We start from the raw sequence: 13,574 nt of genomic DNA, 5'->3' as shown, positions 1-13,574 counted from the left end.
TGGATCTCTTGGATTTGGACGGCCCCGACAAGGGGCGGCTACGCACCAAGGTCATCCATGTGGCGGGGTGGTGGGGACCGTCGGGCGGCGAGGACTGCCAGGGTGATCGCGAGCGCTCCGACGGCCAGCGCCACGAACATTCCCGCGCCCGGCCCACTGGCAGTCGAGGCGGTGCCTGCTGGCCGAGCTGAGGCGGCGCCGGCCGGCGGTGCCGCGTCGGCCGAGACCGCCGGTGACGGTTCGACGTCCGACTCCCCCGGCTCCACCAGCCGGCCGACGCTGGCCTGCCGGGGCAATGCGAAGCCCCAGTCGAGCAGTGCGGTGCCCTGTTCCCAGCCGCGTTTCGGCCGGGGCTCGGCGCCGAGCAGCGTGACGACCAGTCGGCGACCGTCCCGCTCAGCCGCACCGACGTAGGTGTGCCGTGCATAGTCGGTGAAGCCGGTCTTGCCACCCAGCGCACCGGGATAGCGGTACACCAGTTCGTTCTCGTTCTGAATCTCGAAGCCCCTGCCCCGCAACGCCTTCTGCGCCGGGATGCGGGTGCGCTCCGTGAGCGCGTACCGGCGGAAGACCGGATCGGCGAAGCAGACCCGGGCGATCAGGGCCAGGTCGTACGCGCTGGTGAACTGCCCGGGGGCGTCCAGCCCGGACGGGGTGACCGCGTGGGTTTGCCACGCGCCGAGGCTGCGGGCCTGCTCGTTCATCGCCCGCACTCCGCCGGCCAGGCCGGCGGTGCCACCGCCGAGACGGGCCAGGGCGTTCGCCGCCTCATTGCCGGATTGCAGCAGCAGCCCCAGCCAGAGCGTCTCCACCCGGTACCGGCCGCCCGGCAACAGTCCGACGGCCGAACTGCCGGGGGCGATGTCCAGATCCTCCCGGGTGACCGTGACGACCTGGGCCGGATCCAGTTTCGGCAGCATGGTCGCGGCCAGCAGCAGCTTCTGCACACTGGCCGGAGTCGCGTACTCGTGTGGACCGCAGCCACCCAGCACCTCACCGGTGTCCAGATCCGCCACCAGCCACGAGGTCGCCGTCACCTCGGGCGGCGCCGCCACTCCGGGCGGCACGATCAACCCGGGGGTGGCGAGCGCATCTCCGCCGACCACCCGGTGCTCCGGCACGGGCGGCGGTGGCGTCGGTTTCGGCGACCGGACGACCTTCGGTGCCACCGCCTTCGGGCAGGGCACGGCCGTCGGGGCCGACGCGGCGGGCCCCGGCGCGGCTGACGGCGTCCCGGCAGTGGCCGGTACGGCGACCGAGGTGGACGATCCAGCACCGACAGTGACCGCCGCAGCACCGGGCGTCGCGGGAAGCGTCACGACGGCGAGGGCTGCGCAACCGGCGGCCAAGGCCCGGATTCTCATGAACACGCAGACTAACGGCAGGATCTTCGGTGTCGCCCACCCCGCCCGGCCGGGTCGGCATGGCTGCGGGCGGCGATCTTCGCTGGGAATTGTTGAACCGATCGCCCGCACCCCCCGTATCCACGACCGAACACATGAAACGCCCGGACCTGCGACGGGAGCGCTCCCGCAGCTTGGTCCGACGTCACCCGTGAGGTCCTCGGCATGCGGGGCGGGGCCGGCCGCCGCTGCCGATCGTCTTTCCGGGCACCCCATTGCGCACCAGCCGGCGGGCCGACCCGTCGGGCGGTCAATCATGAGGAGAGAAGCATGGTCAGGCGTACGCAGCAGCACCGCAAGCACGCTGCCTTGAAGCTCGGCGGCGTCGGTGTCCTGGCGGTGGTGCTCCTGGGAGGCGGCCTGACGCTGGCCTCCGCCGACGACGCTGCGGAGCCGCAGACGGCGAACTGCCCGACGGTACGGGACAAGCTGTCCAACGTGCCCGTCGCCGCCGTGGCTGGAGTCGAACAGGAACTGGCCAACCTCGACAAGCAGATCGCCGAGGCGAACGCCCGCCTCGCCCAGCAGGCCGCCAACCCCCAGGGCGGCGCCAACTTCATTCAGAACGCCATCCTCGGCCCGCTGGCCAGCAAGCGAACCGCCGCCCTCGATCGCATCGGCATCAACATCAACCGCGTCGGCGGGCAGCGCCCCGACCTGGCCAGCCTCGCCACCTGTGGACTCAACGCCGCCGGGGTGCCCAGCGCCGTCAACGGGAACGCAGGCAACGGCAACGCAGGCAACGGCAACGCGGGTAATGGCAACGCGGGTAATGGCAACGCAGGTAATGGCAACGGGAATGCCGGTAACGGGAACGCGGAGGCCGGCGTGGCACAGCGGGTGAGCTGCCCGACGGTGGCCGACCGGCTCCCGGCGGTGCCGGCTCAGGCCGCAGCGGAGGTGCAGCGGGAACTCGCCAACCTGGAGAGCCAGATCGCCGACGCCGACGCCCGACTCGCCCGGCAGGCGGCCAACCCTCAGGGCGGCCCGAACTTCGTCCGCAATGCCATCATCGGCCCGCTCGAGGACCGGCGCGTCGCGGCGATCAACCGCATCGCCACCGCGATCGGCCGGGTCGACGGGAACCGGCCCGCCGATCTGGTCAACCTGGCCAGGCCCTGCTCGGCAGGCTGACCATGTGATGTACCCGAGCAAAGCGAGCGGGTGCTGACGGGGGCGGTCCACCCTCGATCACCATGTTGAGTGAGCTTCTGCTGGGGAGATTGCCTTCGGGCGGTGATGTCACTCAGACATGTTCATGTCTGAGTGACATCACCGTCTTCGGCCAATGTGCCTGTCCCGGCCAGTACCACCCGCCGCCGGTCTCCCGACCGCAGTGCGGCGTCCTGTTCAGCGGCGCAGGTGTCAGCCGGCCACGTGGCGTAGATAGTCGTGCAGGGTCGCCGAGGCGGCCAGCCGCCGTCGGCTGCGGCGGTGCAGCTCCTGCTCGCGGCGGGCCAGTTCCGCGCGGACCCGCTGCGGGCTCCCGGTGGTCCGCATCTCGTCGAGCACCGCTGTGATGATCTCGAACGGGTACGCGCCCCGGCGTAGCAGCGCCACCACCTGGGCGGCACGCTGTTCGGCCTCGTCGTACACCCGGTAGCCGGTGCCCGCCTCGCGGACCGGGCGCAGCAGGCCGCGAGCCTCCCACGAGCGCAGTTGCGAGGTGCGGACCCCGACCAGATCGGCGACGACGCCGACGCGTACCGCCCGGCGTGGCGCGGCGGTGTGCCGGCGCGGACTGGTGACCACGGTCTCGAAGGCACCGAGCACCATCCGGATCTCGGCCCGTTCGCGGTCCAGTTCGGCGTGTCCGGCGTCCAGCGACGCCAGCGCCGTCGGCAGGTCACCCCGGTGAACCGCCGCCATGATTTCGCGGGTACGCGTCCAGCCGTGCCCGTCGGCCATCACCCGGGCCACCGTCAGAGCCCGCTCGTGCGCATCAGTAAAGATCCGGTAGCCGCTCGGAGTGCGCTCCACCGAGGGCAGCACGCCAAGGTCGACATAGTTGCGCACCTGCTGCACGGAGACACCCGCCGTCGCGGCGAGATCCACCGCACGCAGCCGTCCACTGCCCCGACGATCCACCACCGGTTCAGCCTAGCCTCTCACGTCTGTTTGAGACTTCTCGCCATCTACCGGACAGCAAATACGCATTGCTTGTCACAAAAGTCTCCACAAGCAGGTTAATGGGACAATTGAACCCGGCCAGGTTGTCGAAAGCCAGTTCCCGGGCGGGAGTCCGTCCACGATCTCGCGAAGGGTTCGCATGCAGCAGCCAGCACGGTCCGCCGCCGACAGTCACGACATCATCGAGGTACGCGGAGCGCGGGAGAACAACCTCGATGACGTCTCGGTCGACATCCCCAAGCGCCGGCTGACCGTCTTCACCGGCGTCTCCGGGTCCGGCAAATCCTCGCTGGTCTTCGGCACCATCGCCGCCGAGTCCCAGCGGCTGATCAACGAGACCTACAGTGCGTTCCTCCAGTCGTTCATGCCCAGCCTCTCCCGGCCCGACGTGGACTCACTGCGCAATCTCACCCCGGCCATCGTGGTCGACCAGGAGCGGATGGGCGCGAACTCGCGCTCCACCGTCGGCACCGCCACCGACGCGTACGCGATGCTGCGCATCGTGTTCAGCCGACTGGGTGACCCGCACGTCGGCGGGGCCGGCACCTTCAGCTTCAACCTGGCCGAGGGGATGTGCCCCACCTGCGAGGGCCTGGGCCGGGTCTCCGATCTCGACGTCAACGAACTGGTCGACGTGGAGAAGTCCCTCAACGACGGCGCGATCACCGTGCCGAACTTCGCCGTCGACTCGTGGTACTGGCAGACCATCGTCGGCTCGGGTCTGTTCGACCCGGACGTCAAGCTCCAGGACTTCACGCCGCGGCAGTGGCAGGACTTCCTGCACAAGCCCGCCACGAAGATCAAGGTGGGTGGCACCAACCTGACCTACGAGGGTCTGATCGTCAAGGTACGCCGGCTCTACCTCGCCAAGGACCGGGAGTCCATGCAGCCGCACATCCGGGCCTTCGTCGACCGGGCGGTCACCTTCACCACCTGCCCCGACTGCGACGGCACCCGACTAAACGCGGCGGCGCTCTCCTCCCGCATCGCCGGCCACAACATCGCCGAGTGCGCCGCCATGCAGATCAGCGACCTGGCCGAGTTCGTCAGGGGAATCAACGACCCATCGGTCGCCCCGTTGACCGTCAACCTTCGGGAACTGTTGGACTCGCTGGTCGAGATCGGTCTCGGGTACCTCAGCCTCGACCGTGAGTCGGCCACCCTCTCCGGTGGTGAGGCGCAGCGGGTCAAGATGGTCCGGCACCTCGGTTCCAGCCTGTCCGACATCACGTACGTCTTCGACGAACCCACCGTCGGCCTGCACCCGCACGACATCGCCCGGATGAACGACCTGCTGCTGCGGTTGCGGGACAAGGGCAACACGGTGCTCGTGGTCGAGCACAAACCGGAAACCATCGCGGTGGCCGACCATGTGGTCGATCTCGGTCCCGGCGCCGGTGCCGCCGGTGGCCGGATCTGCTACACCGGGGACGTGGTCGGCCTGCGCCGCTCCGACACGCCCACCGGCCGGCATCTGGACCACCGGGTACGGCTGCGGGAACCGGTCCGTACGCCCCGGGGGCACCTCGCGATCCGGCACGCCGACCTGCACAATCTGCGCGACGTCAGCGTGGACATTCCGCTCGGTGTGTTGACCGTGGTGACCGGGGTGGCCGGCTCCGGGAAGAGTTCCCTGGTGCACGGCTCACTGCACGGCCGCGACGGTGTGGTGGTCGTCGACCAGGCCCCGATCCGTGGCTCCCGGCGCAGCAACCCGGCCACCTACACCGGCCTGCTCGACCCGGTACGCACCGCCTTCGCCAGGGCCAACGGGGTCAAGGCCGCCCTGTTCAGCGCCAACTCCGAGGGTGCCTGCCCCACCTGCAAGGGCATCGGGTTGGTCTACACCGACCTGGCGATGATGGCCGGCGTCGCCTCCGTCTGCGAGCAGTGCGAGGGTCGCCGGTTCACCGACGAGGTGCTCACCTACCGGCTGCGCGGCCGCAACATCAGCGAGGTGCTCGGCATGTCGGTGGCCGAGGCCCGGGACTTCTTCCCCAGCGGTCCGGCCCGGGTCATCCTGGACCGGATGGCCGACGTCGGGCTGAGCTACCTCACCCTCGGCCAGCCGCTGACCACGCTCTCCGGCGGCGAGCGACAGCGGCTCAAGCTGGCCATCCACATGGCCGACAAGGCCGGCACCTACGTGCTGGACGAGCCGACCACCGGACTTCACCTGGCCGACGTCGACCAGCTCCTCGCGCTCCTCGACCGGCTCGTCGACGCCGGCAACACGGTCATCGTCATCGAGCACCACCAGGCGGTGATGGCCCACGCGGACTGGCTGATCGACCTCGGTCCGGGTGCCGGTCACGACGGCGGCCGGATCGTGTTCACCGGCACGCCGGCCGACCTGGTGGCGCACGGCGGTACGCTCACCGCCCGCCACCTGCGCGACTACGTCGCCGCCTGACCACCGCCGGAGCGCTGAGTCGCTGACCCCGGTGCTGCTGGAGGCCGGCGGCAACGACATCCCGCCTGCCGGCTCCGGCACCCGTGGCCCGCACGTCGGTGCGCGAGGGATCAACCCTGCCGGGTCGACGGTGGGGTTAGCCGGCGCAGCCAGCGCCGTTGCCAGGGAGTTTCCACCGCACCCGGCCGGTAGGCGCCGCGTACCCAGTCGACCGCACGCTCGGCCGGCAACCCGTCGAGGATGGCGAGCGCGGCCAACGCGGTGCCGGTCCGCCCCGTGCCACCCCGGCAGGCCACCTCCACCCGCTCGCCGGCGTACCCACGGCGCAGCGCCTCACCGAACGCGTCAAGGGCGTCCGCCCGATCCAGCGGAACCCAGAAATCCGGCCACCGGATCCGCCGGTGCGCCCAGCCGGGCACCGGACCGGGGGCGAGCAGCAGGCTGAAATCGGCAGGTGAGGCCGGGTTGGCGATCCGGCGGCCACGCACCCGCACCCCGCCGGGCAGCTCCACCACACCGACCTCGTCCGCCCAGGCTTGTCGCTCCCCCATCACGACGATCCCTTCTCCGCGCGGCAGTCCCCGCCAGCCACCGTCCGGGCGACCGTACCAATCGGACGGCACGGCACCGTTCAGCGATTGAGGTCCCGGTCGGTCCGATGCTGACCGTCCGACCAGACGCTGCGGTAGATGGTGCCCCGCCCGTCGGGGTCGGGCACCCCGGTGGGCGTTGCGTCGGTCAGGCCGGCGCCGCTGTCGTTGGACCGTAGGCCGCCGGCGCGGCGCGAGCGACGCAACCGGGTGACGACGAACCAGACCAGCCCCAGCGCCGTGGCGACGATGACCAGGTTCTGCAGGATGCCGGCGTACCCCTCGACCAGGTGCCAGTTGTCGCCGAGCAGAAAGCCGGCCATCACGAAGGTGGTGTTCCAGATCAGACTGCCCAACGTGGTGTAGACCGCGAAGGTGAGCAGCGGCATGCGTTCCACCCCGGCCGGAATGGAGATCATGCTTCGGAAGATCGGGATCATCCGTCCGAAGAAGACGGCCTTGACGCCGTGCCGCAGGAACCACTCCTCGGTCCGGTCGATGTCGCTGAGCTTCACCAGCGGCAGCTTCGCCGCGATGGCCCGCGTCCGCTCCCGGCCCAGCGCGGCTCCGACCCAGTAGAGCGCGAGGGCACCGAGCAGCGAACCGAGCGTCGTCCAGAAGATGGCCCCGATGACGCTCATCCGCCCCTGCGCCGCGACGAACCCGGCGAGCGGCAGGATCACCTCGCTGGGAATCGGGGGGAACAGGTTCTCCAACGCCACGGCCAGCCCCGCGCCCGGGCCACCGAGCCGCTCCACCAGGTCGGTGACGAAACCGACCAGGCCGTCCTCGGGTGGTGCGGACTGGCCGACGACCGAGGGCGAGGCGTACCGGACATGCATCATGTCCCACACGCTACGAACCTCACCTGAGAGTCGCCGCACCGGCGTCGACTCTTTCGCAGCACAGCGCTTAAGCTGCGCGGGTGTCGCGCCCTCCGCTGACCGTCGCCGTCGCCCAGCCCCGGTGCGTGTCGTACGACGTCGACACGAACGTGGCGGCGCACGCGGCGATGGTCCGTACCGCCGCGGCCCGGGTGGTGATCTTCCCGGAGCTGTCGCTGACCGGCTACGAACTCGACGCCGCGCCGGTCGACCCGTCGGACCCCCGGCTCGCGCCGCTGGTCGCCGCCTGTGCGGCGGCGGGGACGCTCGCGCTTGTCGGCGCACCGGTGGCCGGAGAGCACATCGCCACCCTCGCCGTGGACGGCACCGGGACCCGGGTGGCGTACCGCAAGATGTGGCTCGGTGACGTCGAGGCCCGCCGGTTCCGCCCCGGGGCGGAACCGGTCGTGCTGGACGTCGACGGCTGGCGAATCGGCCTGGCGATCTGCAAGGACACCGGGGTCGTCGAACACGCGGCACGCACCTGCGCTGCCGGTGTCGACGTGTACGCGGCCTCGATCGTCGACGCCGCCACGGAGGCGCACGTGCCGGACCAGCGGGCGGCGCGGATCTGCCACACCCACCGGGTCGTGGTCGCGGTCGCCAGCTTCGCCGGTTCCACAGGTGGCGGCTACGCCGAGGCGGCGGGACGATCGACGATCTGGGCGCCGGACGGTGCGGTCCTCGCCCGCGCCGGGACCGCGCCGGGTGAGTTCGTCCAGACGACGCTGACCTGACCCCGGCCGACCCGGCATCCCTGGTCGGTGCCGGGACGGGATCAGTCCTCCGGCAGGGTCGCCTCGAACCGGTCCAGCACGTCGTCCACCTGGTCGGCGAGGTCGGCGGGGAGTCGGCCGCGCTCCACCTCGTCGTCGAGACGCTCCCGCAGATCCTCCAGTCGCTTCTCCTGGTCCTTCGGCCTGCCCCCGGCCAGCTCGGTCAGCTCCTTACGCAGCCGGTCGGCGGCCTTACGGTCGATCTCTCCGGTGAGCTGCGCCTCGGTGAGCAACGCGATGAGTTCGACCGCCGCCCGTCCCAGGTTCACCGGCTCCGGACGGTTGGCCGGCGGACTGGCGTCGGGTCGTGGTGCGGCCGGCGCGGACGAGGGCGGCGGGGCGGCCGGCGGCGTGGTGGGACTGGCCGTCGGCTGCCCGTCCCTCCGGTCGCCGAGGACGAGTGCCGCGCCCATCCCCAGAAGCAGGACCAGCGCGAACGTGACAAGCGCACCCGTTGGCGGCCCGCTGTGCCCGCGCCGGCCCGGCGGCCGTCCGGGTGTCGGCCGGGGGCGGCCACGGCCAGACAGTGCTCCGCGCGTCGCGGATCGTGGTGCCACGCCGGACACGGTCGCGGGGCGGGTGGTCGGCTCGATCAGGGTCGGTGGCTGGTGACGCACCGGCCGGGTGGTCTCCGTCGCCTGCTGCCTGCCGTCGGCCGCCGGCCCGGTGACCGGTACGTCGCCCGTGGCCGCCGCCGAGCCGGTGACGGCGGCGCGGAACCGGGTGGCCAGTCGGCCGGCGGTGGGGCGTCGTTCCGGATCGGGGTCGAGACAGGCCAGCACCAGCTCGGCGAGGTCGGCCGGCAGGCCCGGAACCCGCGGGGGTGCGACGGCCGGGCGGTCGGCGTGCACCCTGACCGCGTCCTGCCAGCTGCGCACGGGCAGCGGGACGTCACCGGTGAGGGTGCGGTACAGCAGCGCGCCGAGGGCGTACACGTCACTGGCCGGATGCGGTGGGTCGGCGCTCAACCGTTCCGGTGCGAGGTACGCGGGCGTACCCATCAGGGCGCCGCCCGCCGGGCGGGTGCCGGGCGGCGGCGCACCGGCGAGTGCGGCGATGCCGAAGTCGAGCACCTTGGCACCGTTGTCGGTGAGCATGACGTTGCCCGGTTTGATGTCGCGATGCACCACACCCAGGCGGTGCGCGGCGGCCAGGGCGGCGGCCACCTCCGCGGCCATCCGCAGGGCCGGCCGCCAGGGCAGCGGGCCGTCGGCCAGGCGGTCGGCGAGGTTCCGCCCGTCGACCAGCTCCATCACCAGGTACGGCACGACGTTGCCGTCGGCCAGGGCCGCCTCGCCGTAGTCGTACACCTGGGTGACGTGCGGGTGGGCCAGGCGTGCGGCGGCACGGGCCTCCCGCCGGAGGGTGGCGCGCAGGTCCGGGTCGACGGCGAACGTGCCGGCGAGGACCTTCACCGCGACCGACCGGCCCAGGACCTCGTCGTCGGCGTGCCACACCTCGGACATTCCGCCGAGGCCGATGCGGTCATGCAGCACGTAGCGGTCGTGCAACCGCAGGCTGGGGGTGAACGGCGACATGGGCCTCCAGTCTGCCTGCTGCACCACCCGGCGCACCACCCACCCGGGTCACGGTCCGGTCGTGCCCGCTGGTGAACCGGTCGCCCCAAGCCGCAGCAGCGCGCCCTCCGGCGGTGCCGACGCCCCTGGTCGTGCGGGTGGGCCAGGGGCGCCGACACGTGCCCTACGTGCGGCAGGCGGGTGGGGTGGGTACCGGACGGGGCTGGATCTGGTCGGCGAGTCGGCGCAGCGCCCCGGCGGCGAGCCGGCGGGTGACCACCAGCCGCGCCGGTCGGGGTACGTCGGGTCGGACCGGTGCGTCCGGCCGGGCGGACATGACATGGCGGGTGACCGCGTCGACGGCCATGACGAAGCCGGTTGGCTGTTCCATGGTCAACTCCTCGGGGCAGGTCCGGAGCTGCTCCGGACGACGAGCGTGGTGGGCAGCAGAATCTGGCCCGCGGCGGCGTCCACGGGCGGGTCGAACAGCAGCGTGGCGGCGCTGCGGCCCTTCGCCTCGCCGGGTTGGCGGATGGTGGTCAGGCCAGCCGGTGTGGCCTCGGCGATGTCGTCGAAGCCGGTCACGGAGACGTGCCGCCCCCGCTCGCCGTCGGCACGCAAAGCGTCGAGCGCACCGAGGGCGAGCACGTCGGAGCAGGCCAGCACTGCGGTGGGCGGTTCGGGCAGGTGCGTCAACGCGCTGACGGCGGCGGCACCAGCGGCGCGGGTGTTGTCGGTCGCGGTGAGCACGGTCAGGTCGGGCCAGGCGACGCCGGCCGCCGCGAAGGCGTCGGCGAAACCCGCCAGTCGGTCCCGCGTGGTGGGGTGCGGCACATCGGCCACATCGGCGACCCGCAGCGGCCCGGCCGGCGAGTCGGGCAGGACGTCGTGGCCGAGCAGGGCGACGCGGCGGTGACCGAGCGCGGTCAGGTGTGCCGCAGCGGACCGGGCGCCGGCGCGCTCGTCGATGCCGACCCAGAGATCGTCGGCCCGGGGACACGAGGAGGTGGTGACGAAGGGCAAGCCCCGGCCGCGGATCGTGTCGAGGATTCCCTCCTCGTCACCGGCGCAGTAGACGCAGAACCCGTCGACCGCGGCGTTCTCCACCGCCGTGCGCGCGCCGACCGCGTCGTCGGGCAGCGGTATCAGCAGCAGGTTGCTGTCGTGGCGTTCGGCCGCCTCGGCGACGCCGGTCAGGAACCGGACGGCGAAGGGGTCGGTGAACGCGTACGACAGCCGGGAGGTGAACAGCACCCCGACGGCACCGACGAAGCCGCGCCGCAGCGACCGGGCGGTCGGGTCCGGCCCCGGATACCCCATCTGCCGCGCGGTCTCCAGAATGCGCTGGCGCAACTGGGGTGAGAGCTGGTCCGGCCGCCCGTAGGCATTGGAGACGGTGCTCCGCGAGACCCCGACGGCCTCAGCCACCGCCCGCAACGTCGGCTTCATCCCACACCCCTTCTGGATCGATCCAGCATCTGAATCGATCCAGACCATAACCCCACTCCCCCACCCCGTCAACACCCACACCCACCCACCAACCTCGCGGATCTTGCACTTTTCGTCGCCGCAGAACTGGATAAATAGGGCATATTGACGACCAGAAGTGCAAGATCGACGAAGAAGACGGGGTGAGGGTGGTTAGGTGCGCGACGGGTTTGTGGTTAGTGGGGGTTCAGGTCGGCGATCATTCGTTCGAGGATCTCCGGCGTACGCTCCGGTGGCTCGGCCTCGACGCAGAGCCGCTCCATGGCCACCGCGTAGAAGTCGAGGTCTTCGCGCTTGTCCAGGTAGATGGCACTGGTCAGCTGCTCGATGTACACGATGTCGGGCAGGTCCTGATCACCGAAGCGCAGAATGGTGAAGGCTCCACCGGCGGCGGCGTGTCCACCGGCGGCGAACGGGATCACCTGAAGCCGCACGTTGGGCGTACGCGTCGCCCTGAGCAACGCCTCAAGCTGGCCGCGCATCACCTCGGGGCCACCGATCGGCCGGCGCAGCGCCGCCTCGTCGACGACCGCCCACAGGCGCGGTGGGCGCGGCCGGGACAACAGCTCCTGTCGGCGCATCCGCAGATCCACCCGACGGTCGATCTCCTCGGGACCGGCCGTGCTGTGACCGAGCAGCACCACGGCACGGGCGTACTCCGGGGTCTGCAACAGGCCCGGGACGAACTGGACCTCATAGCTACGGATGAGGGCGGCCGCGGCCTCCAGGCCGAGGTACGACTGGAACCACCCCGGCAGCACGTCACCGTACCGGTGCCACCAGCCCGGGTTGTTCGCGTCGCGGGCGAGTTTGAGCAGCGCCGCCCGCTCCTGCTCGGCGGTGACGCCGTAGAGCGTGAGCAGATCGGCCACGTCGCGCTCCTTGAAGCCGACCCGACCCAGTTCCATCCGACTGATCTTCGATTCGGAGGATCGAATCTCCCAGCCGGCGCTCTCCCGGGTGACGCCCTGCGACTCCCGCAGCCGTCGCAGTTGGGCGCCCAGCAGCATCCGCAGCACGGTCGGGCCGGCCGCCGGGCCCTCCTCGGCGGAAACCATGGTCACCTACCGTCCTCCGCATGCAATCAGTGGCCGAACCGGTGGACCGGCTCGGCCGACGTGTAAGCATGCCATGAACCGTCAGTGAGGTGAACCGCCCATCCCGTGCGAGACGAATCCCGTCGATGGGATGCGGGGTCAGCCGATCAGGTGATCGAAGTCACCGTCCCGGGCCCCGAGCACGAACGCGGCGATCTCGTCCACCGTGTAGATCAGTGCGGGTCCTTCAGGGTGCCGGGAGTTACGCAGGGCGATGCCCGCCCCACCGGGCAGTTCCGCCAGCTCGACACAGTTTCCACTGGGATTGCTGCGCCGGCTCTTCTGCCAGGCGAGGGGAGGCAAGTGGTTAACGGGAACACCGTTGGGCGGCTGCTGCATGAGGGGCTTCTGTTCTCTCCGATTGGCGCCGGTGCCGTGGGAGGAGCGGTAGCGGCTTGACGGACGGTGTCGGCTCGTTATGCACGTGCATCTGCTATTGCATCTGCAATGGACACCGGGGATGATAACGCACGTGCGTGACGCCGACCTGCTCACGTTCTGTCCCGCGAACCTGACGACCATCAGGGGAAACGAGGTGTCTGGCAGCGTCCGCCGATCGGCGCCGGGCGTGTGTCGCGGAGAAGGGAGATGGTGGTGCCGGATCCGCTGACCGTCGCGTCCGGCATCTGCGCCGCGGGCGCGTTGCTCTCCTCCTGGCAGTTGGGACGCCGGGCCGTGCGAGCCGAGGCGGAGATCGGGCGTCTTCAGGCCGAACTCACCGCCGAGCGGCACGCCGCCAGCCACGACCCGCTGACCGGCCTACCGAACCGGCGAGCCTTCTACCGCCTCGCCGCGACGCTGCTCACCGACCGCTCGGGCTGCCACCTGATCGCCGTGGTCCTCGATCTCGACGACTTCAAGCAGATCAACGACCGGTACGGACATGCCGCGGGCGATCAGGTGCTGGTCAGCGTCGCTGAGCGACTGTCCACCTTCGCCGGTGACAACCTGGTGGCCCGCCTCGGCGGCGACGAGTTCGCCGGGCTGCTGGCCAGCCCGACCCTCGACCGACGGTGGATCGACCACGCCACCCGGCGGCTGTACGACATGCTGGCCGCGCCGATCCCGATGGGTGCCGTCACCCTCCGGGTGACCGCCTCCGTCGGTCTGGCACCCGTGCAGGACAGCCAGCTCACCGAGGCGCTCAACCGCGCCGACGCGGCGATGTACGAGGCCAAGGCGCTCGGCATCGGCCGTCCGGGCCGGGCCCTGCGCGACACCGCGTACCTCGCCGAGTGCTGACGCCACCCCGGTTGCGACCCCGGCCCACGCGTCG

Annotated in this window: 13 protein-coding genes; 4 read left to right on the top strand and 9 right to left on the bottom strand. The window is 71.2% G+C overall.

The genetic code is table 11. The features are described 5' to 3' along the window. Window positions 1-38: 38 nt before the first annotated feature. The gene (locus AB0J93_RS11155; protein ID WP_363920581.1) at window positions 39-1,364 is read right to left on the bottom strand and encodes a D-alanyl-D-alanine carboxypeptidase; all 1,326 of its coding nucleotides are present in this window, start codon (window positions 1,362-1,364) and stop codon (window positions 39-41) included. 309 nt (window positions 1,365-1,673) lie between these two features. Here AB0J93_RS11155 and AB0J93_RS11150 point away from each other — a divergent pair, with 309 nt between their 5' ends. Beyond that, a complete protein-coding gene (locus tag AB0J93_RS11150) occupies window positions 1,674-2,537 on the top strand; it encodes a hypothetical protein (RefSeq protein WP_363920579.1) in 864 nt (287 codons plus the stop codon). Between the two features lie 231 nt (window positions 2,538-2,768). Here AB0J93_RS11150 and AB0J93_RS11145 read toward each other — a convergent pair whose 3' ends face one another. After that, window positions 2,769-3,494 carry a MerR family DNA-binding transcriptional regulator gene (locus AB0J93_RS11145; RefSeq protein WP_363920577.1) on the bottom strand — a complete coding sequence of 242 codons (726 nt, stop codon included), beginning with the start codon at window positions 3,492-3,494 and terminating at the stop codon, window positions 2,769-2,771. Window positions 3,495-3,672: 178 nt separating this feature from the next. Here AB0J93_RS11145 and AB0J93_RS11140 point away from each other — a divergent pair, with 178 nt between their 5' ends. Continuing rightward, window positions 3,673-5,946: an excinuclease ABC subunit UvrA gene (locus tag AB0J93_RS11140; protein WP_363920575.1), complete on the top strand. Its 2,274-nt coding sequence runs from the start codon at window positions 3,673-3,675 to the stop codon at window positions 5,944-5,946. Between the two features lie 110 nt (window positions 5,947-6,056). Here the strand turns inward: AB0J93_RS11140 and AB0J93_RS11135 are convergent, their stop codons facing one another. Both AB0J93_RS11135 and AB0J93_RS11130 read right to left on the bottom strand, forming a co-directional pair. Continuing rightward, the gene (locus AB0J93_RS11135) at window positions 6,057-6,497 is read right to left on the bottom strand and encodes a protein-tyrosine phosphatase family protein (RefSeq protein WP_363920573.1); all 441 of its coding nucleotides are present in this window, start codon (window positions 6,495-6,497) and stop codon (window positions 6,057-6,059) included. Between the two features lie 80 nt (window positions 6,498-6,577). Further along, entirely contained in the window at window positions 6,578-7,378 is an 801-nt protein-coding gene (locus tag AB0J93_RS11130) for a DedA family protein (protein WP_363920897.1), read from the bottom strand. A gap of 83 nt (window positions 7,379-7,461) precedes the next feature. On the opposite strand from AB0J93_RS11130, the gene AB0J93_RS11125 reads away from it, so the two are divergent. After that, complete coding sequence (locus AB0J93_RS11125) at window positions 7,462-8,157, top strand: carbon-nitrogen hydrolase family protein (RefSeq protein WP_363920571.1); 696 nt, start codon at window positions 7,462-7,464, stop codon at window positions 8,155-8,157. A 41-nt stretch (window positions 8,158-8,198) separates the two neighbouring features. Here AB0J93_RS11125 and AB0J93_RS11120 read toward each other — a convergent pair whose 3' ends face one another. The 5 genes from AB0J93_RS11120 to AB0J93_RS11100 form a co-directional block, all read right to left on the bottom strand. After that, window positions 8,199-9,734 (bottom strand): serine/threonine-protein kinase, encoded by a 1,536-nt coding sequence (locus AB0J93_RS11120; protein ID WP_363920569.1) that lies wholly within the window; start codon window positions 9,732-9,734, stop codon window positions 8,199-8,201. 163 nt (window positions 9,735-9,897) lie between these two features. After that, window positions 9,898-10,104, bottom strand: coding sequence for a hypothetical protein (locus AB0J93_RS11115; RefSeq protein WP_363920567.1), 207 nt, complete (start codon window positions 10,102-10,104; stop codon window positions 9,898-9,900). A gap of 2 nt (window positions 10,105-10,106) precedes the next feature. Beyond that, entirely contained in the window at window positions 10,107-11,162 is a 1,056-nt protein-coding gene (locus tag AB0J93_RS11110; protein WP_363920565.1) for a substrate-binding domain-containing protein, read from the bottom strand. A gap of 215 nt (window positions 11,163-11,377) precedes the next feature. After that, window positions 11,378-12,265: a helix-turn-helix transcriptional regulator gene (locus AB0J93_RS11105; protein WP_363920563.1), complete on the bottom strand. Its 888-nt coding sequence runs from the start codon at window positions 12,263-12,265 to the stop codon at window positions 11,378-11,380. A 132-nt stretch (window positions 12,266-12,397) separates the two neighbouring features. Further along, window positions 12,398-12,637 (bottom strand): DUF397 domain-containing protein, encoded by a 240-nt coding sequence (locus AB0J93_RS11100; protein ID WP_099845908.1) that lies wholly within the window; start codon window positions 12,635-12,637, stop codon window positions 12,398-12,400. Window positions 12,638-12,892: 255 nt separating this feature from the next. Here AB0J93_RS11100 and AB0J93_RS11095 point away from each other — a divergent pair, with 255 nt between their 5' ends. Continuing rightward, the gene (locus AB0J93_RS11095) at window positions 12,893-13,540 is read left to right on the top strand and encodes a GGDEF domain-containing protein (RefSeq protein WP_363920561.1); all 648 of its coding nucleotides are present in this window, start codon (window positions 12,893-12,895) and stop codon (window positions 13,538-13,540) included. Window positions 13,541-13,574 lie beyond the last annotated feature (34 nt).

The organism is Micromonospora sp. NPDC049374 (assembly GCF_040677165.1).
In the GTDB taxonomy this organism is placed as follows: Bacteria; Actinomycetota; Actinomycetes; order Mycobacteriales; family Micromonosporaceae; genus Micromonospora.
The sequence above is the reverse complement of the archived record's forward strand: the minus strand, read 5'-3'. Positions and strand labels throughout refer to the sequence as shown.

Bases quoted from the DNA above. Each gene is read 5' to 3' on its own strand.
- AB0J93_RS11155 (WP_363920581.1), bottom strand. From the start codon at position 1,364: ATGAGAATCCGGGCCTTGGCCGCCGGTTGCGCAGCCCTCGCCGTCGTG.
- AB0J93_RS11150 (WP_363920579.1), top strand. From the start codon at position 1,674: ATGGTCAGGCGTACGCAGCAGCACCGCAAGCACGCTGCCTTGAAGCTC.
- AB0J93_RS11140 (WP_363920575.1), top strand. From the start codon at position 3,673: ATGCAGCAGCCAGCACGGTCCGCCGCCGACAGTCACGACATCATCGAG.
- AB0J93_RS11135 (WP_363920573.1), bottom strand. From the start codon at position 6,497: ATGGGGGAGCGACAAGCCTGGGCGGACGAGGTCGGTGTGGTGGAGCTG.
- AB0J93_RS11130 (WP_363920897.1), bottom strand. From the start codon at position 7,378: ATGCATGTCCGGTACGCCTCGCCCTCGGTCGTCGGCCAGTCCGCACCA.
- AB0J93_RS11120 (WP_363920569.1), bottom strand. From the start codon at position 9,734: ATGTCGCCGTTCACCCCCAGCCTGCGGTTGCACGACCGCTACGTGCTG.
- AB0J93_RS11115 (WP_363920567.1), bottom strand. From the start codon at position 10,104: ATGGAACAGCCAACCGGCTTCGTCATGGCCGTCGACGCGGTCACCCGC.
- AB0J93_RS11110 (WP_363920565.1), bottom strand. From the start codon at position 11,162: ATGAAGCCGACGTTGCGGGCGGTGGCTGAGGCCGTCGGGGTCTCGCGG.
- AB0J93_RS11100 (WP_099845908.1), bottom strand. From the start codon at position 12,637: ATGCAGCAGCCGCCCAACGGTGTTCCCGTTAACCACTTGCCTCCCCTC.